Origin of the sequence: Sphingobium sp. PNB (assembly GCF_019873065.1) — a bacterium.
GTDB lineage: Bacteria > Pseudomonadota > Alphaproteobacteria > Sphingomonadales > Sphingomonadaceae > Sphingobium > Sphingobium fuliginis.
Map to the genome: position 1 here is coordinate 1 of NZ_JAINEZ010000080.1, position 24,453 is coordinate 24,453.

Annotated in this window: 20 protein-coding genes; 10 read left to right on the forward strand and 10 right to left on the reverse strand. The window is 61.5% G+C overall.

Annotated elements, in window-relative coordinates; all coding sequences use genetic code 11:
* Positions 1-280: 280 nt before the first annotated feature.
* Positions 281-712, forward strand: coding sequence for a hypothetical protein (locus K7W03_RS21060; protein ID WP_020819305.1), 432 nt, complete (start codon positions 281-283; stop codon positions 710-712).
* A gap of 14 nt (positions 713-726) precedes the next feature.
* On the opposite strand, the gene K7W03_RS21065 is transcribed toward K7W03_RS21060, so the two are convergent.
* Positions 727-888 (reverse strand): hypothetical protein, encoded by a 162-nt coding sequence (locus K7W03_RS21065; protein ID WP_157838170.1) that lies wholly within the window; start codon positions 886-888, stop codon positions 727-729.
* A 98-nt stretch (positions 889-986) separates the two neighbouring features.
* Here K7W03_RS21065 and K7W03_RS21070 point away from each other — a divergent pair, with 98 nt between their 5' ends.
* Positions 987-2,867: a hypothetical protein gene (locus K7W03_RS21070; RefSeq protein WP_235181769.1), complete on the forward strand. Its 1,881-nt coding sequence runs from the start codon at positions 987-989 to the stop codon at positions 2,865-2,867.
* 305 nt (positions 2,868-3,172) lie between these two features.
* The gene (locus K7W03_RS21075) at positions 3,173-4,813 is read left to right on the forward strand and encodes a hypothetical protein (protein ID WP_031286260.1); all 1,641 of its coding nucleotides are present in this window, start codon (positions 3,173-3,175) and stop codon (positions 4,811-4,813) included.
* Positions 4,814-4,888: 75 nt separating this feature from the next.
* Here the strand turns inward: K7W03_RS21075 and K7W03_RS21080 are convergent, their stop codons facing one another.
* From K7W03_RS21080 to K7W03_RS21100, 5 genes are all read right to left on the reverse strand, one after another.
* On the reverse strand, positions 4,889-8,152 hold the full coding sequence (locus K7W03_RS21080) for an error-prone DNA polymerase (protein WP_037445270.1): 3,264 nt from the start codon (positions 8,150-8,152) through the stop codon (positions 4,889-4,891).
* Positions 8,152-9,963 (reverse strand): DUF6504 family protein, encoded by a 1,812-nt coding sequence (locus K7W03_RS21085; protein ID WP_084673731.1) that lies wholly within the window; start codon positions 9,961-9,963, stop codon positions 8,152-8,154. Before K7W03_RS21085 ends, K7W03_RS21080 begins: the two co-directional genes overlap by 1 nt.
* Positions 9,881-10,657, reverse strand: a complete 777-nt coding sequence (locus K7W03_RS21090) for an ImuA family protein (RefSeq protein WP_020821014.1) — start codon at positions 10,655-10,657, stop codon at positions 9,881-9,883. The genes K7W03_RS21085 and K7W03_RS21090 overlap by 83 nt, the downstream gene beginning before the upstream one ends.
* 101 nt (positions 10,658-10,758) lie before the next feature.
* Positions 10,759-11,181, reverse strand: a complete 423-nt coding sequence (locus K7W03_RS21095; RefSeq protein ID WP_020821013.1) for a DUF1810 domain-containing protein — start codon at positions 11,179-11,181, stop codon at positions 10,759-10,761.
* Positions 11,181-11,798, reverse strand: a complete 618-nt coding sequence (locus K7W03_RS21100) for an SOS response-associated peptidase family protein (protein WP_037445273.1) — start codon at positions 11,796-11,798, stop codon at positions 11,181-11,183. The genes K7W03_RS21095 and K7W03_RS21100 overlap by 1 nt, the downstream gene beginning before the upstream one ends.
* Before the next feature lie 224 nt (positions 11,799-12,022).
* On the opposite strand from K7W03_RS21100, the gene K7W03_RS21105 reads away from it, so the two are divergent.
* The 6 genes from K7W03_RS21105 to K7W03_RS21130 all read left to right on the forward strand — a co-directional run bounded on the left by K7W03_RS21105 (position 12,023) and on the right by K7W03_RS21130 (position 16,676).
* Positions 12,023-12,373, forward strand: a complete 351-nt coding sequence (locus tag K7W03_RS21105) for an antitoxin Xre/MbcA/ParS toxin-binding domain-containing protein (RefSeq protein WP_020821010.1) — start codon at positions 12,023-12,025, stop codon at positions 12,371-12,373.
* Positions 12,374-12,381: 8 nt separating this feature from the next.
* Complete coding sequence (locus K7W03_RS21110; RefSeq protein WP_031286621.1) at positions 12,382-12,882, forward strand: RES family NAD+ phosphorylase; 501 nt, start codon at positions 12,382-12,384, stop codon at positions 12,880-12,882.
* Positions 12,883-13,050: 168 nt separating this feature from the next.
* Positions 13,051-13,605: an SOS response-associated peptidase family protein gene (locus tag K7W03_RS21115; RefSeq protein WP_226870365.1), complete on the forward strand. Its 555-nt coding sequence runs from the start codon at positions 13,051-13,053 to the stop codon at positions 13,603-13,605.
* A gap of 292 nt (positions 13,606-13,897) precedes the next feature.
* Positions 13,898-15,430, forward strand: coding sequence for a Fic family protein (locus tag K7W03_RS21120; RefSeq protein WP_020821007.1), 1,533 nt, complete (start codon positions 13,898-13,900; stop codon positions 15,428-15,430).
* A gap of 329 nt (positions 15,431-15,759) precedes the next feature.
* The gene (locus K7W03_RS21125; protein WP_156518450.1) at positions 15,760-16,194 is read left to right on the forward strand and encodes an antitoxin Xre/MbcA/ParS toxin-binding domain-containing protein; all 435 of its coding nucleotides are present in this window, start codon (positions 15,760-15,762) and stop codon (positions 16,192-16,194) included.
* Positions 16,191-16,676 carry an RES family NAD+ phosphorylase gene (locus tag K7W03_RS21130; RefSeq protein ID WP_031285924.1) on the forward strand — a complete coding sequence of 162 codons (486 nt, stop codon included), beginning with the start codon at positions 16,191-16,193 and terminating at the stop codon, positions 16,674-16,676. The genes K7W03_RS21125 and K7W03_RS21130 overlap by 4 nt, the downstream gene beginning before the upstream one ends.
* A 218-nt stretch (positions 16,677-16,894) precedes the next feature.
* Here the strand turns inward: K7W03_RS21130 and K7W03_RS21135 are convergent, their stop codons facing one another.
* Genes K7W03_RS21135 through K7W03_RS21145 form a run of 3 tightly spaced genes read right to left on the reverse strand, consistent with a single transcriptional unit; the run spans position 16,895 to position 19,291 of the window.
* Positions 16,895-18,535 (reverse strand): caspase family protein, encoded by a 1,641-nt coding sequence (locus tag K7W03_RS21135; protein WP_037445300.1) that lies wholly within the window; start codon positions 18,533-18,535, stop codon positions 16,895-16,897.
* Positions 18,536-18,547: 12 nt separating this feature from the next.
* On the reverse strand, positions 18,548-19,021 hold the full coding sequence (locus K7W03_RS21140) for a hypothetical protein (protein ID WP_020820092.1): 474 nt from the start codon (positions 19,019-19,021) through the stop codon (positions 18,548-18,550).
* 45 nt (positions 19,022-19,066) lie between these two features.
* A complete protein-coding gene (locus K7W03_RS21145; RefSeq protein ID WP_020820091.1) occupies positions 19,067-19,291 on the reverse strand; it encodes a hypothetical protein in 225 nt (74 codons plus the stop codon).
* 137 nt (positions 19,292-19,428) lie between these two features.
* On the opposite strand from K7W03_RS21145, the gene K7W03_RS21150 reads away from it, so the two are divergent.
* Positions 19,429-23,133, forward strand: coding sequence for a hypothetical protein (locus K7W03_RS21150; protein WP_222887239.1), 3,705 nt, complete (start codon positions 19,429-19,431; stop codon positions 23,131-23,133).
* Here K7W03_RS21150 and K7W03_RS21155 read toward each other — a convergent pair.
* The gene (locus K7W03_RS21155) at positions 23,123-24,115 is read right to left on the reverse strand and encodes a hypothetical protein (protein ID WP_020820336.1); all 993 of its coding nucleotides are present in this window, start codon (positions 24,113-24,115) and stop codon (positions 23,123-23,125) included. The genes K7W03_RS21150 and K7W03_RS21155 overlap by 11 nt on opposite strands.
* Positions 24,116-24,453 lie beyond the last annotated feature (338 nt).

Sequence of the window (24,453 nt, forward strand, 5' to 3'; positions counted from 1 at the left end):
GACGCCTCACACTCTGGAATGATGGGGGTCAATTTTAGACGCCGATCACCCCGCTAAGGGGGTCAATTTTGCACGCCGCTCCACATATCCGGCATATCATGAACAAACCTGCCTCGGAAGCGAACGGCGCTGCTCAACCTGAACGTTGATCAGGGCTAACGGCTTAGCAAGGAATGAAGAATAAGGCCGGACGGTGCTTGCTATCACCCCTTCGGCGCTACCTGCGACTGACACATGGCCGTCAATTTGGAGCGACGTCAATTTATGGCGAGGACGCGCCATGGACGAATTCGCCCGAGCCGAGGCAGCCGTCAGCGAAGCGCTCCTGTTGCTATCGGAAGTACCTGGGCGCGGCGAACCGGTTAGCCTGCCGCATCTTGTCGGCCAGCGCTTCGCGGCGTTGGGCGAATTGGTGAGTGAAAATGGTGCGTTCGCGGCGGAGGGGAAGGGCGTAGCTAAATCACTTGCGGAATGGAACTTACATCACACCTTCCGGTCCCTATTGTGCCATGGGACGGCGACGGTGACCGTCGATCATCGTGGCCGATGGCATCTGGTACTGAAAATGCTCACCTTCAGATCGGGCGAAGCCGTCCGCGAGTCGATGGTCATAGATGAAGAAGAGGCTGCCGAACGGCTGACCGCGCTGCATGCCTCACGCCAGCGGCTAGAAGGTAGGTTGCGGGGCATGACGGCCGGCATCTGTCGTTAGTCTCGAGGTAAGGTTCAGCGCAGATTGAACGTATTGACGTCTGTCAGGGCGTGATCGACCACGGTCGCGGAATTTGCCTTCATCAATTCGGGGTACGTTGAAGGCGAAGCTTTGCCGTCATGCCTCTGCGCCCGCATCGCAGGCGTCGCCAGCCCAAGCTGGATAATGACCATCAAATTTGGAAATCTCGACGATGCTAAGAACAACACGCCGGAGTAGCGGCGACGGGGATCAATCTGTCTCACCGAAGAGGGGGCGCAAGCCTTTGCCGATCGTGGAACGCCCGGTTCCAAAGTTCACAGATTGGGTGGATCCCCCCTCTTTTCGCGAAGCGCTCGTCCTCCATCTGGGGCGTTTTTCCGAGAGCTATTATCAACTCCACCGCTGTATTGTTCGGCCCGGGGAGAAATTTGATCGCGCGACCCTGCAATCGTGGGTCGAGGGACGTCGCACCCCGCAAAGCACGACCAGCCTTGAGCTGCTAACGCGAATTGAGCGGCGCTACGATCTGCCCTTGGGTTACTTCAAATCGAAGCTGCCAAATCCCGCGCGTGCGGCTTCGGGTCTATTGGTGAAGGGGCTGCCGATGGCTGAGCAGCGGCGGCTGGCTTGGCACCTGCCCGATGATTTTAACTTCAGGCCGCTCAAGGAGCAGAAGGAGATCCTGGATTGGGTTCAGAACGTCGTGATCTCCGGCGCCACCGAATATCGCCGCTTTCAGGCTCAGGCGATGAAGCTCCGCTACGCGATCCGGTTTCCTTCGCTGACAGGCAAGCAGATGAGAGCGTCAGTTCCGAGCGATGAGAACGACGATCTCGATGACCAAGCTGACCATATCGGCGTGGTGGATGCGCCGCCTCGCCTTGTGTCGGAACTGACCGAGCTTATCCGTTTCAAGACAGCCACCCTCACCGACATCGGCTTCCAACGCATTGGGGTTTGGAACGAGGAAACGACGGCCCAGAAGATCGAGCATTTCGGCCTCATGTTCGGCGCATTGGCGGCCTCGCCGTCGGGGGCCGTTCATGGCCATGGCGTGCCGCTCAAGGAGATCTCGTTCGCCATGCTCATCTTTCCGCGCGTTTGGGACTGGTATGTCCAGTGGCGTGAGCGGCGGCGCGGCTTCTTCACTCGCTGGGAATGCGATATGCTGCGCAATGCCATGGCGTTGGTCCGTTCCGAGACTGGTTGGCTGCGTCAGCATCCAGAACTTGCTTCACGTCTTGTCCCCGTCGAGGGCCTTATATCGGCTGAGGAAGTCGCAGCTGTGCGTGCCGATTGGCAGAGCGCTTGCGATTTTCTCCATGCGCATGCTGGCGCACGAGTGAAGGAAGTGGAGCGGGTAGCGCGGATCCATCGTGATCCGTTTGAGCCGATACTGCCGATCCTGGAGGCGTCGAGTCCGGTGGCGGAATATCTGAAGGTTGCCGATGAAATTCTGAAGCTTCGCCCAGACGCGCGGCGGTTTCCGCGTGCGGCAGCGGAAGTGGCTCGCTCCTACCTCCTCATTCGCCTGGGCCTGCATCTTGGATTGCGACAGAAGAATTTACGGCAACTTATGGTCTGCCCGCGCGGGCATCTGCCGCGTTCAGAACGGCAGCTTGAGGCGCAGAAGCGCGGCGAAATTCGCTGGAGTGAGCGCGACCATGGCTGGGAAGTTTTTGTGCCTGCTGTCGCGTTCAAAAATTCCCATTCATCCTTCTTCGCCGGCAAGCCCTTCCGACTGGTCCTGCCCGATCTCGGCGGCCTCTATGACCATATCAGCGCCTATATTGAGCGGCATCGTCTTTCCCTGCTCAACGGTGCGGAGGATCCTGGCACCTTTTTCGTCAAAACGGTCAAGCGGACCAGCCGGGACGCGTCATATAACCAGAACACATTTTATGAGGCATGGAGGCTCGTGATCCAGCGCTATGGTGTCTTCAATCCTTATACCGGGAGAGGTGCGATCAAGGGATTGCTGCCGCACGGGCCGCACAATGTACGGGACGTTCTCGCCACGCACATCCTCAAGCACACCGGCTCCTATGAACAGGCAAGCTATGCCATCCAGGACACGCCGGAGATGGTAGCCAAGCACTACGGGCGGTTCCTTCCACAGGACAAAGCGGCGATGGCCGCTCAGATTTTGAACCGGGTATGGGAAGCCGCTTGATGTAAAAAAGTGGGGCCGGCTGAGCCGGCCCCAGTAGAAGAACTTGGATAAGCCAAGCCTTCGGGTCGCAACGTAAAACTGGTCGGGATCCTACCGATTCGGATAGGACGAAATCGACACTCCTCCTGCAAACAGTCTGATGCCGCATTTTGCGGACGAAAATAGCCGCACTGGGTCTGTTGGTCGGAATTCGCAGCATTCCGCATAAAAATTCTTCATGGTGCACTTGCGACCGATTTTGCCATCGGCCAGAGCCACATCTAAATGCAGTGATTGCTCCTAATTTTTGATTGAAAGAACCGACCGTGCGTGATGGCGTTTCGCAAACCTTGAATGAAGACCTGTACATTATCCTCGAGGCATGCACGAGTGAAGAGCTGTCCTCGATCGTCGACACGTTGGTGGCATCTGCCGAAAGCAATTTGAAGTTTGCGCGTGCCTATGAACGTTATTGTCCTGACCACTCAAAGTACGCTGATATTATTGGTGATGAAGTATATAGATTAGGTTTTCTCCTCACGGAAAGTTCAGGCGATACGCGGCCCTCTTATGTCGATCTACTGAAAGGCATTTGGCGCAAAATTGGGATTTCAGAGTTTCCAGATAATATTGAGGAGCTTGAAGGCAATCTTCTTAATCTTTTTGCCGAACAGCATTTACTCTCAGTCGACCTGGAAGATGCGAAAAAGGTTCTCGAAAAGGCTTGTTCGGTGGCCGAGAAAGCAGTTGGAGGCCTTCTGAGTTCCAACGCTTGGCCGCCTTTTGCTGCATGCCTAATGAAGATCAGTTATTTGCGTGACACGTGTGTGAAGGAAGGTCGTCTGCCGAACCCTGAGAACAACCGGATTGTTGCGTTGGACGCGGCAGCTGGAACCGGCGTCGAGCAGAGGCGCGAAGTCGCACTGACTTCGGATGAGGGTGATCCGCTGGCGATCTTCCGCTGTGTTCCGGAACCGAGCGGCGTTACTTGGAATTCTGTCGGCAAAATCGATGATATTGTTAAATACTTGAGCATGACTGCAGCAATCATCGAGCCGTTGATGTCTGCGCAGGCGCTCCTGTCTCGAGGCAACTATTATCGTTCCGATTTCGCGCTCTCAATTGGTAAGAACGGCAAGCATAAAGGAGTGGCAAAGGGACACCAAGGAATGGTTGACTTGGTCAAGGTGTCTGCGGCTGGCATTGGCGGCCCCGCGGCTGCCTTAATCGCGATTCGTCAACTTGAGGAACAGCGTCGTTGGGAGAACATCGAGCGCAATCTCACCGAGACAAAACTTGCCGTGGAAGGGGTTTCAAAGTTTCAAAAAGATGAGCGGCGAACGGCGCTGACAGGTTCAATCCGCTATTTTCAACAGATCGCTCCTTCAATCATGTCGGGTGAGCTAGCCGCCGAAGTCCTGCACGGGATCGAACGTCACGAAGCGGAATTGATCAGAATACAGGATCACATTGCCGAGGATATCAAAGCGCAGTTTGTGACACTGCGTTCGATCAAGAATGAAGCTTGGCTTTCATCAAGCAAATTCATGAAGGCGCTCGATGAGGCCATCGCACCGCTCGAAGCGCTTCAACATGAGATGCGCCTTTGCCTACGCGCACGGGCGTGCGGCTTACAGCTTCTCTGTGCATTCCCAGGACGCGAAGCGGGTAAGGCCGCTCGCCGTGATGATATACTCGGCGACATCGCATTGTATGGTCCCGCCGGAGCTGTCGGACGAGAAATGGACCAAATCGTACGCGAGAAAGCGAAGCTCGCGTCGTCTTTGGCAAACAGGATGCTTATCCTGCAGCGTGAGAACGCTGTGCTCTCGATAACTAGCCAGTACGAAAGCGAGATTCGCAAAGGCATGCGCCTGCTGCTGCCCAGCTCGCCCGATGAGGAAGTGAAAATTCCGATCGAGTTCAAAGTTCAAGACGGTGCGGTCGTGGGTTATCGAACTCTCTGAGCGAAGCACCCCCGGTTCTGACGAATTTTCCGATCAGCCGGTAGCAGGGGCGTAGGGGCACGGCATTTCGATGACTCAGTGGAAATCGTGGCTTCGGATCGGCACCATATCTTCGTCTAGATTTTCCTTGGCGTGAAAGGGAGGTGGCGCGAGTGTGCGACCATGCGGGAAGCTCGGATCCCGGGGATCAGGACCCCCGGCATGGCTGGCTCCATCGCCGCGACTTGGCGCAACCTTGAACTCGGCTCGCCCGATTGATCGCAGCATGTCATCATGATCGGTTATTCGATCGCAGATGATATGGATGACCTCGCCTTCCTTCTGCAGCCGTCCCCGCATGGCGATCATGGATGCGGACATCACCTGTCGACGATAAACCTCGAACTTGTTCGGCCAGAGGATGCCGTTGGCAACCCCGGTCTCGTCTTCGATGGTGACGAACAGCACGCCTTTGGCCGATCCCGGCCGCTGCCGCACGAGGATGACGCCGGCCACCTCGACATTGCGCCCGTCACGGATGGAGCGAAGATCCACGCAGCGCACGACCTTCATCCTGTCGAGCTGTGGCCGAAGAAAGCTCAGGGGATGATCACGCAGCGACAGCTGGAGCGAGCGATAATCCTCCACGACCTCACGCCCCTGCGTCATCGGCTGTAGCGTGACGAGCGCCTCCAAACCTTCGAGCGAGAATTTCCCCTCGCGCTGATCAGCAGCGGCAAAGAGGGGGAGGGGGGCCTCGCCCAGACCCTTGACCTTCCAGAGGCCCTGCCGTCGATCCTGCGCGATGCAGGAAAAGGCATCGGCCTCTGCCAGCCGTTCGATTGCGGCGCGCGGCACACCGGCGCGCCGCCAGACCTCCTCGACGCTCCCGAAGGGCGCGGGGCCGCGGGCGCCGACGATCGCCGCGCCATGGAGATTGGCAAGCCCGCGCACCTGCCGAAAGCCGAGGCGCACCGCTTTGTAGCGGCCTCGCGCCGGTTCCAGCGTGCAGTCCCAATGGCTGTGGTTGATCGACACTGGCCGCACCTCGACGCCATGTTGCCGGGCATCCCGCACAATCTGCGCCGGGGCGTAGAAGCCCATGGGCTGGGCGTTCAAGAGCGCCGCGCAGAAGACGTCGGGATGATGATGCTTCATCCAGCAGCTGGCATAGGCGATCTTGGCAAAGCTTGCCGCATGGCTTTCGGGAAAGCCATAGCTGCCGAACCCCTCGATCTGCTTGAAGGTGCGCTCGGCAAAATCCTTTGGGTAGCCACGCGACACCATGCCGTTCACGAGCTTGTCGTAGAAATGGCTGACCCCGCCCGTCAGCTTGAACGTCGCCATGGCGCGGCGCAGCTGGTCGGCTTCGGCGGGCGTGAAACCGGCGCCGACAATCGCGACCTTCATCGCTTGCTCCTGGAACAGCGGCACGCCCAGCGTCTTTTCGAGCACGGCACGGAGTTCGGGCTTTGGGTATTCCGGCTTTTCCTTCCCTTCCCGCCGCCTGAGGTACGGATGGACCATGTCGCCCTGAATGGGCCCTGGGCGGACGATCGCCACCTCGATCACCAGATCGTAGAATTCCTTCGGCTTGATCCGGGGCAGCATCGACATTTGCGCCCGGCTCTCGATCTGGAATACGCCCAGCGTGTCGGCGCGCTGGATCATGGCATAGACGTCGGGGTCATCATTCTGGAGGTCGGCCATGCCGACCCTGATCCCCTTATGCTCCTCCAGCAGGTTAAAGGCGCGGTTCATGCAGCCGAGCATGCCAAGTCCCAGCACATCGACCTTCATGAACTTCAGGGCATCGATATCATCCTTGTCCCATTCGATGATCTGCCGGTCCTCCATACGCGCCGGTTCGATCGGCACCAGATCGTCGAGCCGGTCCTGGGTCAGGACAAAGCCGCCGGGATGCTGTGACAGGTGCCGCGGCGTGCCGATCAGCTGGCGGGAGAGCTCCAGCGTGAGCTTCAGCCGATGATCCTCGGCATTGAGGTTGAGGCTCTCGATCTGCTCGTCGGTGATCCCGTCCATCGACCAGCCCCAGACAAGGCCGGTCAGCCTCTTGGTCAGATCACGGGGCAGACCCAGTGCCTTGCCGACCTCAGCGACAGCGCCGCGCGTGCGATAGCGGGTCACGACCGCTGTCAACGCCGAGCGGGTGCGACCGTAGGTCTCATAGATCCACTGGATGATCTCCTCGCGCCGCTCATGTTCGAAATCGACGTCGATGTCGGGCGGCTCCTTGCGCTCGCCGGAGACGAAGCGCTCGAACAGCAGCTCATGCTTGATGGGATCAATCGAGGTGATGCCGAGCATGAAGCAGACGCAGCTGTTCGCCGCCGAGCCGCGCCCCTGGCAGAGAATGCCGCGACGCCGGCTCTCGGCGACGATCGCATTGACGGTCAGGAAATAGGGCGCGTAGCCGAGCTGGTCGATGAGCCGCAGCTCATGTTCAATCTGATCGCGATAAGCTTTGGGCAGGCCGCCCGGAAACATCCGCTTGGCCGCTGCATCGGTGAGCGCCGCCAAGGCCTGCTGCGCGGTGCGCCCCTCCATCACCTGCTCATAGGGATATTGATACTGGATCTCGCCAAGATCGAATCGGCACTGAGCGGCGATGTCGGCGCTGGCTTGGATCGCGTCAGGAAAGGCCGCGAAGCGCCGCTCCATTTCCTGAGGCGATTTGAGGTTGCGGTCCATATAGCGTTCGCGCTTGAAGCCCAGGCCATCGATGGTGGTCTTCTCGCGGATCGCGGTCATGACATCCTGGAGCGGCCGGGCTTCGGGGGTGTGATAGAGTATGTCGCCCGTGGCGACGCTGCGCACTCCGGCCTGCCGCGCCATGGCATTAAGTGCGTGGATACGAGCGAGGTCATCCGGGCGCCGGCGCAGCGACAGCGCCATATAGGCGCTGCGGCCGAAGACGTTCCGTAGATCCAAGAGGTTGGCAAGCGTCGCGCTGTCAGGCAGGTCTGGCACTAGGATGGCGATCATGCCCTGGGCATGGTTTGCAACATCGGCCCAGTCGAGCAGGCAGCAGCCCTTGCCGCCGCGCGCCTTGCCAACCGAGACCAGGCGCGTCAGCCTGCTCCAGGCTGGCCGGTCTGTCGGATAAAGCAGTAAGGCTCGGCCGTCGGTCAGATCGACGCGAGTGCCAGGGATCATCCGGACTTGAGTCGCTTTCTGCGCCTCCCAGCCACGCACCACGCCTGCGACGCTGCCCCAATCAGCAAGGCCAAGCGCCCTGTGGCCCAGCAAGGCAGCGGCAGAGAAGAGTTGTTCAGGCGAGGAGGCTCCGCGAAGGAACGAAAAATGGCTCGTCACCTGCAGCTCGACATAACGGGCCATCAGCCGAAGATCCCGTGCATGTACCAGCTCAGATTGCCGGTCTGCTCATCGACGCCATCACCACGGCGGAACAGCCAGAAACGCTCACCGCCGGTTGCCTCGACCCGGAAATAGTCCCGAACCGCCCACATCTCTTGGGGATTGCGCCACCACTCGCCATGGATGCGCTCTGGGCCATCGCCTGCGATCACGCGATAGTCGGTCCGGCGCCAGGTGAAGCGGCGGGGCGGGTGATCGGGGAGCAGCGCCACGACATGGGAGAGAAGCTCGGGCCTTCTGAGCATCCGCACGGGACGCTTCCAACTCGACCAGCCCACGGGCTTTGCCAGAGCCTCGACCCGCCGGACTGCGCGCTCGGGCACATCACTCTCGTAGGAGGAAAGGCGAAACGGCGCGTCAGGCTCGATGCGACCGGCGAGCTGATCGATGAGCGGGGCGATGTCGGGTGGGCGGTCACTTGTGCCAAGGCCCGCCTCCAGCGTCTGTGCCCGCAGTTCCTCAACCCGCGGCGCGACGAGCATCATCGCCTCGATACCAAGCCCAGGGTCCATTCGCTCGATCCGCATGCCGAGCATGCGCTTTAAATGCCGGGCGTCGCGCGTGGCGCGCGCTGTACCGATGGCAACCTGCTGCTCGGTGCCATCGACGATCAGGCAGGTGAGATGGGCAGCGCGCAAACCTATGCCGCGCTCCTGAAGCAGGACCACCAGATCGTCGACCAGATCACCGATGACCTGCGTGATGGCCTCGGCGGTGCCGATCGGTTCGAGCAGCCGCCGCTCCGCACACGGCAGGTCGAAGGGCACGACCGGGATGATAGGCTCGGCGAGCAGCCCACGCGCCTGGTCCAGTCGACGGACGGTCGCCAGGCCCAGCCGACGGGCCAGGGGGCCGCGCGGCATGGGATAGAGATCGGCGATCCGCTCGAGGCCGAAGCGCGCGGCCGACATCAGTGCTTCGGGTTCGAGCCGCAGAGCCGCGAGTGGCAGATCGGCGATCGCCTGCGTCTCGGTGCCGGGTGGCAGCAGGGTGATGGCCTTGCCGCCATAGCGCGCCAGCGCATAGGCGGCGCCCGGCGTGCCGGCAATGGCGATGCTGGCGGTGAAACCCAGCCGTTCGAGGAAGCGCAGCAGCCGGCGGCAGAAGCGCGCCTCGCCCCCGAACAGGTGGGTGGTGCCGGTGAGATCCAGCCACAGGCCGTCCTCGCCCGACGGGCAGGCTGTCGGCGTCCAATGACCAACCGCGTGGAGTGCCAGGCGCTTGAGCCAGGCACGATCGGCCTCGGGATCGGCGTCACGCACATCGAGGTCGGTCACCAGCGCGCGGGCGTGCGCGGCCGCCATGCCGGGACGCAGGCCAAGCTCCAGCGCGAGCGGGCAGGCGGCGGTCACCATCTCACGCTGCCCTGTCCGAGTGATGAGAATCATGGGCTGCCCCCACAGCGTCTTCCATGTGGGAGCGGAAGCAGGTCGGATGCTGGCGCCGCCCTCATCAGCAGGCATGGCTTTGAAAGGATGCTCCGCCGGCTCGCTGCGGCGGCCCATTTCGCGCATGGTCGGCCGCTGGTGCGCAGGCAAGGCGTCGATCTCGCTCTGGCTTGGGCGCTGGGCACCATCCCGCGCCCAGCGCGCACCGGGCCGCCAGCCACCGCCGCGCGGCACCGAACAGGCTCCTGGATTGTCGTCGATCGGTCCTGCAAAGCGCGGAGCGAGCGACGGACCAGCGGGCTCAGGCCGCTTGGCTGGCCGCTCCAGCCGCCGCAGACGCTCTATGGGAAGCTGCGGCAGGTAGAGCGAGGCGACCCTGATCATCGCACGCGTCCAGTTCGAGGGAGAAGGGATTGCCGTTTCGCTGACGGACGAGCTCGACCGACCAGCGCGCGCGTCCGACCCCGGGATGGGAAAGACGCGCCGAGGGCACGCAGCCGATGCGCCAGCGGGTCATCGCAGAGGAGAGGCCGCTTAGTGGGCAGCGATCGCGGACACAATGGCGGCGGTAGAGCAGAACCGGGGTCTTGCCGTCAGAGGCGGCGAGCTGCAGCCGGCGGGTCGCGGTCTGATCAGCGGACTTCACTTCGGCAATGACACAGGCGAGCGAACCATCGCGCAGGGCATCTTCGGTCATCGCGAGGACGGCGCTGTCGCTCGTGCCCTGCGCATAGAGAACCCGCTCAGGTCTTAGCCCTACCTGCTCCAGCCCCGGCGCATAGAGGTCGAACTTTGTGAGCGCCCAAAATACGGTAAATCCGGGCTGCGCTGCAAAGCGGGCGGCAATGCCGGCCGCGAACAGCGTCGCGGCAGCGTCATCGCTGAGGCTCGCAGACGCGGCGGCAATCTCGTGTAATGCGCTGCCGTCCAACCCACGATCGGCTAGGCGCTGGTCAATCGCGTCGATGCCGAAGGGCAGGGCAGGCCCCCGCGCGGCGCGCGCCTGCGTGAGTTCCGCCAGTAGGGCGGCAAGAGGAGTGGCGCGAGGCCGGTCAGATGTGGAAGCGGGGCAGACCATGGGAACATATCGACTCGGATGTTCCCTTTATGTTCCGTTCGGCAGGGGGATTCGTCAAGCGGGATGAATCGCAATTTTTCCTTCGCCCGTCTTCAGATGGATCAGTCCGCAAGCATTTGCAGGGTCACTGGGTCGCGCTCTCCGCCGAACCAGCGGTCCAGCGCGCCCGCGAACAACGGGTATGGCTGCGCCGCTTCGAACAGGGTCAGCGATGAACGCAGCTTCATGGCATCGATGCTGCCGAATATGGTGACGGGGTCGCTGGTGCCCAGTTGCTGTAGGGCCTCGATGCATTCCCGATAACGCGGGCCGAGCAGGTGGTGCTCGAGATAGGCGCGGGCTTCGTCGATCGACGCGATGCCATAATAATGGGCGGTTGGACTTTGTCCCAAGCCCCGCAGCTGCGGGAAAATGTACCACATCCAGTGCGAGCGCTTCGCTCCAGCCCGGATCTCCGCCAATGCAGTGGCGTAGCTATTTTCCTGCGCCTCGACGAAGCGGGCGAGGGTGGCATCGGTGGTCATCAGAGCAGCGCCTCCTGCGCTGGCGGGGCGCCGTAGACCTGGGTGACGGGCAAGGTTCCTTGTGGCAGCCAGCGCAGCACCTGCCCAGCGGGTACGGTCGGATCGAGCCAGTCGACCCATTGATCGCGGGTGAGGGGGATGATCTGCCTATGATGGTAGGGCGCCACGTCCGGTCCTGCGTCCATGGTGAGCATAGTGAAGGCTTCGCCCAGCGGACTCTCACGCCATATGCCTGCGATGCAGAACCAGCGGTGCTCGTCCATTGTGAAGAGCCATTTGTCCAGCCGCTTCTGCTTGGGATCGGCGGGATCTGTAAATTCGTAGAAGCCGTCGGCCAAGATGAGGCAGCGGTGAGAGGTGAACTCGCGCCCCTCTGAGCGGAAATTATAGACGGGTTTGCCCTTCGTGCCCGGCCAGCTCCATCGCCGATTGACCAGCTCCCCTGTGCTCCGCTCGCCCTCCACCGATCGAACGATCGGCGCCATGTCGGTCATCTTGATGTCCTCACGCGCGGGCACGTTAGGCTTGCCCTCGGGCATCTTGATCTTGATTTTGAGATCTTCAAAATCCTCGGCGATGGAAGCGATGTCGACCTCCAGCCTATAATCGTTGCACATCGCTGCTCCTTCTTGGCCGCGTTTGGTCCTGGTCATCCGGCAGCGGGAGTTGATTGGAGATATAGCGCATGCTGGTACGTCAACGCGCGACGTGTCGGACTGTTCGCCAGGGAAAATATGGCATCGTCTTTGGGCGGTCGAGCAGAATGTCAGCGCCTACCCCAGCTTGTATGTCGCACGTTGTGACGCTATATTGCGTCAAAATGATTGCGTTAGGAAGTGTTATGGGCCTGCTAGAATATGCCGATCACGGACTTTTTGCTCCGAATAAGATCGCGGCGGCATTCCGCACGACTAGCGAGGAGGTGGCTCGTTCCGCCGGCCTAGGCCGTGACGCTGTACAGCGCAAAGAGCGCTTGCGTTCCGATAAAACCCAGCGTCGCCTGCGGGAAATGATTGAGGTGATCACCAAAACCAGCCCGCGCTTCGGATCCTCTCTGATCGCCTATGCCTGGTACAGGTCGGAGCCACTGCCGGGATTCTCCGGCCAGACAGCCATGCAGCTCGTGCAGGATGGCAGGGCGAGCGAGGTGCTGGAATATATCGACGCTGTCGACGCAGGCGTTTACGCCTAACTGCGTCCATGCGTTACCAAGGTAAACTCTATCGGGCGCTGAACCCAATCTATGCGCGCGAGCCACTTTCAGGCCGGGGTGCTGCGTTATATGGCGGCCGTTTCAATCCCAAAGGAACTGCCGCTCTCTACGTCGCAACCTCATTGCAGACGGCAATTAGAGAGGCAAACCAGGTCGGAGATCTCCAACCGACGACGATCGTCTCCTACGATGCCGATATCGCGAATGTCTTCGACGGTCGTGATGCTGCTGAACTCGGAAAATACGGGATGACCCCAACCAGCTTAGGCGAGCCGACCTGGCGCGATCAGATGAAGAAGGCAGGGAAAGCGCATACTCAGATTTTCGCTGAAAGCCTCATCTCCGAGGGCTTCAACGGCTTGCTCGTTCGTAGCTTTGCCCGCGGCGCGAGCTGTGAGGATATCAATCTCGTGCTCTGGAAGTGGAGTGATCGAGCCCCGTTGAAACTCACGCTCATCGATGATGATGGACGCCTGAGTAATATCTGAACCTTGGGTGGGGTGGGTCAGCGCCGTTTCGCGCCAAGCTGCTGCGAAAGGGTTGCCAACAACGCAGCCATATTGGCGGAATACGCTACGCGGGGATCGTTGATCAGCCCCTAACCTCGCAGCCGGTCACTCTACCGGCTGTGCCATCAACTCCCTTCGCAGGAGGGCTTGATCCTGCTGATTGTTCCCTATATGTTCCCATCAATGGACTCGAAAGCAACCCCGTTCGACTCCGATGCGCTCGGAAGTCGCCGTGCGATCATCCGGCGTAACCCGAATGACGTAGAAGATATCGAGATGATCGAGGCAGCCTGGGGTTCAGACCCGCGCTTTAGCGATGGGGTGCGCTACGAGTTCATCCGATCTGAAGGGCGATCATTCCCGAGCAATCGCTGCCTGGTGCCGGCTTCGGAATTTCACATCCGCAATGGCGAGAAGAAATTCCGGGTGACCATGGAAGACGGCAATTTCTTCTATCTCGCCGCCATTTGGGAGCCCGCCATGGGCGACTGGCCAGTCTCCTATCGCATTATCACCGTTGACGCGAACCCAGAGGTGATGCGCTATCAGGAGCGCCATGGCGCCATTATCCAGCGCCGTCAGGTCATGCAGTGGCTGGATTGCCAGGTGCCCGAAACGGATCTGCTGGTCACCCCGCCTGCGCATCTGTTTTCGGTCGAGGAGATCCTGACCAAGCCTGTGCAGACCAGTCTGGCGTTTTGAGCAAGAGCGGGGCGGTGAATCCGTTCGCGCATACCTTCGCCGATCGATGGCAGCTTGTGGGGCGGCTGACACATCGCCGTTGAAGAGTGAGCCATCTGCCAGTTCCAGCAAGGCCGACCGGCTCGGCGGCAGGGCATTGGCGGCGTCCGTGATGGATTGGAAGATCGTGGCAGGCCAGCCCGTCCGCCCCGGCTACAGCTTTCGAAACGGGATCCTACGTTAATTTTCGTAATCAATCTTAGATGGTAGACGTCATTGGTAATCGTTTTCGTATCGCGCTAAGTGTTTTCACATGAAAGATGACATAGATGACGATCGGCCGAAGCTGGGCCATATATGGCTGCGGGCGACGTTTGCGCCGCAAAGTCCGCCGCCCTATACCGAAAGCTACCTCGTCTCAGGTGCGCGGCGCACCGAAGTAATCGCTGGTCGCACTGTCGAGTTCTACCCGCGTTCCTATGCGACCGGTGACAATGTCATCGCCAACCTGCGCTTTGCCTTACGCTATGAACCCATGGATCTGGGCGTGCTGGCCGCAACCTTCGCTGCCATCGATGCCGAGGTCATCGCGGCATGGGTCCGCACTGAGCCGAGCGGCAGCTACGCGCGGCGCGCCTGGTTTTTCTATGAGTATCTGACCGGCGAACGCCTCGACGTGCCCGATGCCGCGGCCGGCAATTATGTCGAGGCGCTCGATCCGCAGAAGCATGTCGCCGGGGCGAGGCGGAACTCGTTGCGGCACCGCGTTATCGATAATCTGCTCGGCACGCCGGACCTGTGCCCCACGGTGCGCCGCACGGCGAAGCTAGAAGGGCAGATCGGCGTCCATATCGATGCCGAGGCACGCGCGATCATCGAACGTTATGACCCGGCCGTGCTCGCCCGCGCAGTCCGGCACCTCTTCACCAAGGAGACGCGCGCGTCCTTCGCCATCGAGGGGGAGGCGCCCAGCCCGGATCGGACCGAGCGGTTCGTCGCCGCGCTGCGCGCCGCCTCCAGCTTTGACACGGGCGACAAGGAAGCGATCGTTCGGCTCCAGAATGCGATCGTTGATCGCCGCTATGCCGCGACCGACTGGCGCAGCTTCCAGAATTTCGTCGGCGAGACGACCGTTGATCTCCGCGAGGAGGTGCATTTCATCTGCCCCCGACCTGAAGACGTTCGCTCGCTGATGACGGGCTGGATAGCGCTGACCGCGCGGATGCTCGCTGACGGCATCGAGCCTGTCGTGGCAGCTGCAGTCGCGGCCTTCGCCTTTGTCTTCATTCACCCGTTCGAGGACGGCAACGGTCGCATCCATCGCTTCATCGTTCATCATGTGCTGAGCAAGACAGGTTTCTGCCCAGACAGCATGATCTTCCCTGTGTCGGCCGCCATCGTCCGCGATCAACGCAGCTATGACGCGGTGCTGGAGAGCTTCTCAAGACCCCTGTTAAGCGCGATCGAATGGGGCTGGAACAGCGAGCGCGAGATCGTGGTCGGCAGCGACACCGCGCCACTCTATCGCTTCTTTGACGCCACCGCTGTCGCCGAATATCTCTATGACCGCGTGGTCGATTCCGTCCGTACGGACCTGCGCGAAGAACTGGGCTTCCTGGCTATGTTCGACCGCGCGATGGAAGGGGTCCGCACAATCGTCGATATGCCGGACCGCCGCGCCGCGTTGCTGATCCGCCTGATGCTTCAGAACGGCGGACGTCTTTCCAATAGCAAGCGCGCTCAGTTCGACGAACTGACCGATGCCGAGATCGCCGAGATGGAGCAGGCGGTGCAGTGGGCGCTGGCCGAAGCGGGGGATATACCTCGTGCGGCAAATGCCTTCTGAGAGTATGTGATTACCCGAGGCTACCTGCGATGGCGATCACGTGGGCGGCACACTAGGATCCCTGTACCCCACCAAGCTTGCCGCCAGTCGCATCGACCAGCAGCCGTTCGGCATCGCGCCAAGGGCGGTCATTCAAGTGCCGCGGTTACTTGGAACCGGACAAAGATGGCTCTGCATCAATTTGCTTTCTAGCGGGTTGAACGCACGGCTGCGTTTAGCTGAGGCTGTCTCGGGTTGCAGGGAGGAGCAAGCTCCATAGTCCGACCGGTTCGATCTTGTCTTTTGACCATATGAGCCATATATATGGCTCATATGAACGAAGGAGAATAATGATGATCGCGGAAGCATGCGGCCTCGCTGACTCGCTCGGGCTAAAGACAGGCCCGCGATCGCCGCTGGCGATCGCGAACCGCATCAAGGCTGGACTCCCGCTCTCCTCGCTAGAGCGGTTGTCGAAGGCTATCGCGCCGGACGACGCTAGCTTCCCGTATCGCTTCGTCCCCCGTGCAACGCTGACGCGGCGCAAAGGCGCCAGCGAGCCAAAGCTCACCGTTGACGAAGGCAATCGTGTCGCGGCCGTCGCCAAGGTCTGGGAATTTGCGATGGAGATCTATCACGACGAGATCAAGGCGCGCGAGTTTCTCTACCGTTCGCACCCAATGCTTGAGAACCAGAGGCCGATTGACGTGGCTACCGACACGGGAATTGGTGCCGATCTTGTTATCAATCTCCTCGGCCGAGCGGCCTATGGCGGCGGCGCTTGAAGCCGGGGACCGTTGACAGGGTTCTCTACAGCTACCGGATCGGTGACCCTGCAGGAAAGCATCCAATCTATGATGACGAGGGAGCCCGCCTTTTCCTGGGACGCTGGAACACCCCGAGCAGCCCAATGCTCTACACCTCTGAGCATTATGCGACCGCGCTGATCGAGAAACTCGCCCACTTCAACGGGGTGCTTCCCGGGAACCAGCACTACATCCGCCTCACGATTCCGCCGGGCGTCAGCTACGAAGAATTCCCGCAGACTTCCCATCCGGGCTGGGACGGAATCGACGATTCGATTTCGAAGACCTTCGGTGCCACATGGTGTCTCGAATGTCGCTCGTGCATACTCATCGTCCCATCAATTCCCGGCGGTCGAATCGAGCGCAACTTTCTCATAAATCTGCGTCACCCCGACGCGGGCAAGATCACTCACGACATGGCGAGTCCGGTACCTTGGGACCTGCGCCTGTCCCAGATTTAGCCACTTTTTTGCGCGGACCATCGGCCGGGGCACAGTGCGCCATTCTCTGCCGCTTACCGTTCGGGATGCTGCATCTTGGAGCGGACGTTCGCCCAAGCCTGCGGCCGACCACAAAGAAGGACCGGGTCTGGGACATTGCCGCCGTTTCCGCCACCTGCGTTAAATGACGGCTCTCGGCAGGAATGGACGTTCTGGTGCCATGCGAGGTTTCTGTCCATCTATTGAATGTCTACGTTCTGATCCTGCAGACCTTTGATAATATTGCTAGAGTTCAGGCTGCCCCTTGATAGCCTATCCACCGACATCCAGTCGGCGAAGCCCTTCCGCGCAAAATGGTCGACGATCGACCGTTCGATCTGGCGCAGCCGGTCGCTGTTCGGGTCGGGAAACCGAAAATGCTCAATCTCAATGAAGCTCTCGTTCCTGACGCGGAGGTTTTGGACATCCCCCTTCCGGTCGGCCTCGTACCCGTCGTGCTCCAGCCGATAGATGCCTCCGACGTTCGCCCACAGCAATTGCGGTCCAAGTGTACCGAAGATTAGTCTTCTCGTGATTGAGCGTCCCTCGTTGACGGGCACGTACACGCGCCGCCGCTCGCCATCAGAAACCCAGTAATCGGCGTCGGTCCAGAACAGCACCGGTTCGTCTGCTTGCAGGGATGTCCACACTGGGGCGAGCCCCAGGATGATATCGCTTCCCCAATCGAGCTCGGTATGCAGGAAAGGCTCATGCCACGGCTCGTTCCCTTCAGCGTCGAAACGGTTCGTGTAGAGGCTGCGTCCCAGCAGGAACACCGCCGACCGTAACGCGATGTCGAGCGTCAGCCGCCAGTCGTCGGACTCTGCATTGGCCTCTACAACCCGCGGAAGGCACTCGCGCAGAGCGCGCGCGATGAACTCTTCGACACTGGCGCGCCGCTTGCTTAGTTCGTCGACCATGTTGCCGAGCGGCTTGGGATCGACCACATTTCGTGTCGGAAACGTGCCGGCGGCCTTGAAGCCCGCTAGTTCCTCGAAGCGTCTATCGTAGGCGGTCGGCCATTCAATCTGCCACTGGGCTACGTGCCGCAGGGCGGTCGGCGCGAGCTTCGATGCCCGCACCTGCGTTAGTACGTCCGGAAGATTGTTTTCCAACTGATCGTCGAAGCTAACGACGATTGCGCTTGGCTTGCGGTGGGTAAGCGAGAAACGGCCACTCTCGCTGCCGAACATAAAGGGTATCGACAGCCGTTCGTTGGGATGATCGCCCTGATGCTGCTTCGCCTTAGTGCGAGCAAGGTCATTGAGCTGGCCCAAGGTGAGGCGCCGATGCTTGCCAAGCGCGTCAACGACAAGATCACTCAGGAAGCTTCCCGACCAGCGTTCGTGCTCGCGCGTGGGCTCTAGTGCCTCGCTCGCGGCGAAGATCATGAAGCTTTCCGAATCGTGCACGACCTCCGTTAGGTTCGCTGCCGGCCCCCGTATCCCTTTCGCGCCCGTGCCCGCGCTGCAGCAATCTAGGATGAGAAGCTTGTTCTTCGCTTCGCTGAACTTGAGCCCGACGGTAATTTCCGAGCAGCGCAACGCGCTGCCGAGGAAGTTGCCCGGGTTTGTATTGTCTAGCACCAGAAAAAGCTCGCCTCGCCGGCATTCGCCATGGCCGGCGAAATAGATGACTGCCGCTTCGCATTCTGCTGTTTCGGCGATGAAGCTATGCAGGCGCTCGCGCAGCACGCTGACGCTCGCGGTGTCCACCAGCTCGGCATCGAAGCCTCCATGCATCTGGAACGCTTTGGCGACCCGCTCGGCGTCAGACCGAGCGTATCGCAGGGGCATGAAATGCGCGCTGCCGTTCGAGCCGAAAAAGAGCCCCTTGCGCATCGGCGCCGCAGTCTACGTTGCCGGCTTGCCCAGCGCGATCCGCAGCTCGCTCGCGGTGACGCGCGTCTCCCAGGACGGCGCGTTCGCGTCCTTCGATTCCTCGTAGGTCTGGGTTGTCGTCTTGGAGAATATCGGCTTGCCGTCGGAACCAAGCACTGGCTTGGCGTCGGCGTCGAGCACCGGTTCGAAGCGCTCGTTAGTCAGCACGACCGGACGCCGCGTGAAAACCTTGATGATTCGCTCGATCGCACTGCCCAAGGCGACGATGACGGCCGCGCTCGCGGCGATCGTGAGGGGGTCCATGCGCTCTTGGCTGTCAACCGGCGAGACGGGAAATTCACCGGCAGCGAGCCTGCGAATCCGACCGCTGACAGCGGGATCCTTTGCTAGCTCGCCGAACAGATCGACATCGTTCTCGCGCAGTAGCTTCTCGACGTCGGGGTCGAACGCGATGCGCACCATGTCTTGCGCCTGCTCTTCGTTCATAGAACCTCCCTGATCTGCTGCGAGTCATTACGGCTCTCGAGCACCTTACAGCGAAATGTAACCGTGCAAAACGCTTGAATTTATCAGTTCCGCGCTGGCGAGCCCGTCTATCTCGCTGACCAAGCCTCCATGAAAAAAGAGGACCAAACGCGACGCACCGGCGAGTTCGTCACCAAGCAGCCGATCGACGTCGGCGGGAGTGCTCGCCAGCTTACCGCTAGCGGCGAAGGTGCCGTCCGTCGCGAGATTGATCCAGTAGCGAGATGCCATCAAGTCCTCCGCGACTCTCTTTTCGCCAATTAGGGGCAGGTCGCAACACTGTACCAGCGGTCAATTCTCAAGAAGACAAATCGGGTCAGCCGCGATACGCTGCATCGACCTAAATTCAACATCGCCGGAGAATCGAAGTGACGGATCGCATCGACGTCTGGATTTCGGTCTTCATCCCGAATAAGCATCCCGGGAACCCGGACTACATCAAAACTTTGAAAGGCGGCAAGACTGCAGTCCCGGCCCCGCCCTTTCCTTTGCTCACGCCGCTTACCCAGGCTGTTGTTCCCAGCCGGGTGCTCAAATGGTTCGACGACCATGGGCAGGTCTGGGGATCGGGCGTCGTCAGGGGCTTGGCCGCGACAAGCTACTTCCTGACCGATCAGCGCGGCTTCTCGAGCGACCGGAACGCCAGCGCCCGGCTGCACTTTGCCGTGACGTTCGTGATCGACGAAGACTCAGTCGAGATCGTTCCGGCGAAGGACCAAAGTTATTTCTGGTGCGATCCCTCCCACCAGGTCAGCTCGGCGGGCGAGCTCATCGCGACAGCGACGTCGGATCCAGACCTGAAGCTGTTCTTCGCGAAGGGTTCATGGATCGGAGAGCTCCGGAGGCAGGCTGACAATGCTCTGCTCTTCGTCAGGGGATCGGCAGGCAACCCGCTCGCTCCAGTGCCGGAGGCGGTCACGCCCGCGCTCGACTTTTCTGGGATGATCTCGCTCCACCTTCCGACGCGGTCGATCGGGTTCAAGGGCATGGTCGGGCAGTTTCCCGCGACAGAGGCCTATGCAACGCTGAACGGCGGGCCGCCCGCGACCCTGTTCCGCAGCGGTCCCGCCGCTGGGTCGACGGTCTGGGATCTTCCGGACTTCGACCTTGGCGTCAACATGCAATCGGTGGAGGGCGAAGCGACGCTGAAAGATGCGGCCGCCGGTGGCGGCAAACCGCCCGGCGGGGCGGTCGCCGAACGCCATATCGCGCGGTCGATGTTCGTCGCGAACGTCCTGTCGATGCCCAAGAACGAAGCGATCGATGCGGCGTTGGTCACGGGGCTGATCGATCGCGCCGCCCGCCTGGGGGCCGACGAGGCCAGCCTGTCGCGCATCGCCGGCACTGCGCGCGCGGCGCTGGGCGCGCAGTCCGCGTCGTTCGCCGAGGTCGGCCTGGATCTGGGACTCGATAGGGTCACGCTGCTCCAGCGCAAGGCGGAAGCGCTGCTGTTGGCCCCTGGGTTGGAGGGGAATGGCTTTCTCGACGAGCTGGACGTCCAGCGCCGACGGTGGGATGCGGTTTCCGCGGGCCTGACGACCATGGTCGCAGAGGAGACAGGGGCGGCGGAGGCAGACCGGTTTCTGGGTCTTGTTCTGGAGCAGGCCGGCTTGCGGGCGCAGGAAGACGTGGCGCTCGCTGACAGCATGAACATGCTCGTCTTCAACGATCTGGCGATTGCGATCAACGATCCGGCGTCGCTCGCTGCGCAGGCTCTCGAGCGGGCGACCGGCGACGCGATCGCGGGGGCGTTGGGTCAGACGCTCGCAGGCAGCGTCGACGAGCCCGGTCTGCTGCTCGGGGAACAGGCCTTTGCCGCGGTGTCCGGCAACATCGAGAAGGCGACCTCGGCCTTGTCTGAGACGTTCGAGCGCAGCTTCCGTGCAATTGAGGAGCAAGGCGGGATCGAGGGGGCGATCGAGGATCTCGTTTTGCGGCAATTGTCCGAAAAGACCGGGCTGGACGTGCGTCGGATGGCGGATGCGGTCGCCGCCATCGAAACCGACCAGCTGAGCCTCTCTTCGGCGTCCTCTGGGCTCTATCTCGCTTCCGTCGTTGGCGGCTTGATCGATCCGACGCTTGGCAGGGATATCCAGCGGTTCGGCAGCGCCGCGCTGACGATCTACGAGGCGGTGAACGCGTTTGCCGGCTCTGCCTCTGGCGGAAGCGCGTTGTTCGGCGTCGGAATGGCCGCCCTGTCCGGCAATTATGTGGGCGCGGTCATGTCGCTCGCGGGAATGGGCGGGTCATCCGGTCCTGATCCCTATGTCGCACAGCAGCTCCAGCTCATCCTCAAGGAGGTGCAAGCGCTGCGGGTCGACGTACAAAATCTGTCGAAGAGGATGGAGGATCGATTTAATCGCGTCGACCGGTCCCTGGTCGCGATCCACGGCGACCTGAACGCTGGACTCGATCGTGTCGAGCAACGCCTGTCCGGGATTGCGGTCGATGTTCGCGCGATCCGGTCAAGTCTGACTACCTTGAACTCGCGCCTCGACTCGATGCAAGCGGCGCTGACCAATGGCCAGCGCGAGTTGCTCGATCAAATGGAGCAGCTCGCCGTCGGCGCATTTTTGCGCTGGGCGCAGGATATAACGACGCCGCTGCCGCGCGACGATTTCCTGGACTGCGCCAGCAAGCTGGTTCAGATCGCAACCGAGACCGCGGCCACCAATCTCAAGGGCGGACCCGCGATTTGGAACCCGGCCGATCCGGCGGTGCGCACAGCCTTGCTCAGCCCGCACGAGCATGTGCGTACCTTCGTGGCCGCCGCGGAGGCTCTCGGGCGGCCACTTGCCGGGACCGGCGAGCCGGCAACGATGCCGGGCCTGTCCGCCTGGAGCACGGCTGCGGCAGAATATGCGCGCTTTCTCGAGGAATGGCCCGATTATGCCCAGTACATCCGGCCCAGTCAGTTCAAGCGGCTCGTCGAGGCCGGCGAGCGCGTCCAGGCCGCGCTGATCGCCTCCGGCGACCTGGAGGGCCCCGACGCGATCTTGCCATTTCTGTTCAAGCGCTACGGGGAGATCGTCGACCGCGTCGCGTCCAAGGTCGAGCAGGCAAGCGACATTCTGATGGGCGATGGCATGGCCCCGCTCGAGGGTACGCGGCTTGTGAGTTCGGACTGGGGGCCGCAGCCTTTGGCGATGGATCTACCTCTCGCCATGCCCGCGATTCCGAGCGTGACCCGCGCGGCGGAGCGAGACGGGTTCGGTAAGCTTCGCTTCTTCCTCGGCAAGCCCGAATACGATTTGCCGGACCATGTCGACCGGGTCGGCCCTCACGCGGCACCGCTTCGGTCATCGTTCCGCGTAGAGATGACCGCGGCGGGCCAGACCGTGACGATCCTCGAGGCAAGGGTCACGTACCACGCCAAGCTAAATGTGAACATCACGTCGTTCACCGACGGTTCGATCTCGTACGATGAGCCGACGGACGGTGTCGGAGAGCTGGTGAAGCCCGAGCTCTCCAAGCTGGCGGCGCTCCTGATGAAGATCGAGGCGCCGCGCTTCGCCTTGCCCCGTTCCGCCACTGAAGCGGACCCGAGCGCAGAGGCGGTCCAGTCCGAAACGGGCCAGGTGCTTGCGCCCCCGACCGACGCGTCGCCGGATACGACATTCAGCCTCGCCGATGATGATTTGACCGTGGTCGGGAAGTTTCATGACTATGCGCAGCTCACGACAAATTTGGCGCAGCACCTGCGCCCGAACCTCTTGGCCGCCATCATCGACACGCCGGTCGCGGAGGTGGATGAGTTCGACCTGCTTTCCGGTCTGATCCGCGGGTTCGTCCAGCTGGGGTTCACCCAAGAGATCCGCGGCAATGACCTGCTGCTCGCGCTGACCCAGGGCGAGGCCGCTCTGCCGGATCGCAAATGGCTGAGCGAGTTTCTCGGCCAAAGCGGTGATCTGGGCCAGGTGCGCAGCATAGCATTGAAGCGCGCCGCCGCTCTTTCGAAGCTGATCAGGGCTGCCGCTCAAGCCCGCCAGAATGCTGCGGTGCCGAGCGGGGACCCGATCGTCCGGGAGATCCAGTCGCACGTGGCGAGCGTCGAGCGGCTTCTCACGCCGTGACGTCGCCGGCGTCGAGGACCCGAAGTTCGACACCATCCGGCCCGTCGCAGGCAACTACGAGGTAATCAGGACCAGCGTTGGCATGAAGGACGCGCAGGCCCGCGTCCCGCCAGGCCTGCGTCGGCGCGACGTCGACCCAGGCGCCAGTCTTTCCGTCGTGGCGTTTGAGCGCCTCGTCCATTACCGCGAAGATTTCGCCAGCCAAGACCGTGGCGCGGGCGGGATCCTCCGCGTCACGCCAGATCATCTCCTCTGGCGCGATGATCGTCGTCGGCGCGTTGGGATCGCCCGCGTCGCCTCGAAAGGCCGTGACCCGGACTGTGTCAGACATTCCCTCCGGGCCGGGCTCGCAGCGACTTTCGATCAGGAGGGTAGCCGCGTCCGAGTCGATCTCGGCTTCTCGCGGCGGATAGACGACACCCTCGAACGATTCGATGACGGTCTGCGGCTCGGCTTCCTCGGCGCCGAGCGCGTGGAGCGCGAAGATACGGTCGGTCCCCTCGGTTCGCACCACCGCGAGCTTCCCTTGCCAGAAGCCTGCGTCCTCAACGCCTCGCGCGTCGATGCGGCGAACCAGCGACATCGCCGGGCCCTGGACGCGGTACAGCATCACCTGATTCGGGAGCGTGATGGCGACCCAGTCCTCGAACGCAGCTCCCGTATAGGCATCGACCGGTTGGAGCGGAATCCATCGCTGGCCGACGGACTTGAAGATCAGGGCGCGATGATCGTCACCGTAGACGACCGGCATGACAACCAGCACCTTGTCGGTCGCGGACAGCTGATAGTGGAAGGAGATGGGTACGCGGCGGACCACGGGCGCGGCGCCAAGATCGGTACGCCGGTAGACGTGGAGATAGGCTGGCGGAAAGTCGTTCTCCCACTCGCGGGAAATAACGAAGATGCTCGATGTATTCGCGGCAACATGGCGCCCGAAGATCTTCTCGAGTCCGGGTGGTGCAGAGATACGTTGCTCGACCACTGGAGGCTCCCAATTCCACGTTGGATGACAAGGCGGCTCGACGGCAACACGTTACTGTTTGAGCTTTAACGGTCAAGCAGCAGTTCCGCATCCGGCACGCCATCGGATAGCGGCGTAGAGGAGACCGGAATTGAGTGGGATCGGCGGAGTACGGCGGCAATCGGCGGTGATGGCGGGCCACGCCCGACGAAGAAGGGCACTATATCTACGGAAACTGCCAATTGCAGGCCAGCACACCTGAATTTCGATCGGTCCTAGCCCGCCTTATTCACCAAAAGTGTCCTGAAGGGTTGGCGGGAGTGGCGTAAGCCTCTGATCTGAATTAGGAACTGGGTGTC

Bases quoted from the DNA above. Each gene is read 5' to 3' on its own strand.
- K7W03_RS21060 (WP_020819305.1), top strand. From the start codon at position 281: ATGGACGAATTCGCCCGAGCCGAGGCAGCCGTCAGCGAAGCGCTCCTG.
- K7W03_RS21080 (WP_037445270.1), bottom strand. From the start codon at position 8,152: ATGGCCCGTTATGTCGAGCTGCAGGTGACGAGCCATTTTTCGTTCCTT.
- K7W03_RS21085 (WP_084673731.1), bottom strand. From the start codon at position 9,963: ATGATCAGGGTCGCCTCGCTCTACCTGCCGCAGCTTCCCATAGAGCGT.
- K7W03_RS21090 (WP_020821014.1), bottom strand. From the start codon at position 10,657: ATGGTCTGCCCCGCTTCCACATCTGACCGGCCTCGCGCCACTCCTCTT.
- K7W03_RS21095 (WP_020821013.1), bottom strand. From the start codon at position 11,181: ATGACCACCGATGCCACCCTCGCCCGCTTCGTCGAGGCGCAGGAAAAT.
- K7W03_RS21100 (WP_037445273.1), bottom strand. From the start codon at position 11,798: ATGTGCAACGATTATAGGCTGGAGGTCGACATCGCTTCCATCGCCGAG.
- K7W03_RS21105 (WP_020821010.1), top strand. From the start codon at position 12,023: ATGGGCCTGCTAGAATATGCCGATCACGGACTTTTTGCTCCGAATAAG.
- K7W03_RS21110 (WP_031286621.1), top strand. From the start codon at position 12,382: ATGCGTTACCAAGGTAAACTCTATCGGGCGCTGAACCCAATCTATGCG.
- K7W03_RS21120 (WP_020821007.1), top strand. From the start codon at position 13,898: ATGAAAGATGACATAGATGACGATCGGCCGAAGCTGGGCCATATATGG.
- K7W03_RS21125 (WP_156518450.1), top strand. From the start codon at position 15,760: ATGATGATCGCGGAAGCATGCGGCCTCGCTGACTCGCTCGGGCTAAAG.
- K7W03_RS21135 (WP_037445300.1), bottom strand. From the start codon at position 18,535: ATGCGCAAGGGGCTCTTTTTCGGCTCGAACGGCAGCGCGCATTTCATG.
- K7W03_RS21140 (WP_020820092.1), bottom strand. From the start codon at position 19,021: ATGAACGAAGAGCAGGCGCAAGACATGGTGCGCATCGCGTTCGACCCC.
- K7W03_RS21145 (WP_020820091.1), bottom strand. From the start codon at position 19,291: ATGGCATCTCGCTACTGGATCAATCTCGCGACGGACGGCACCTTCGCC.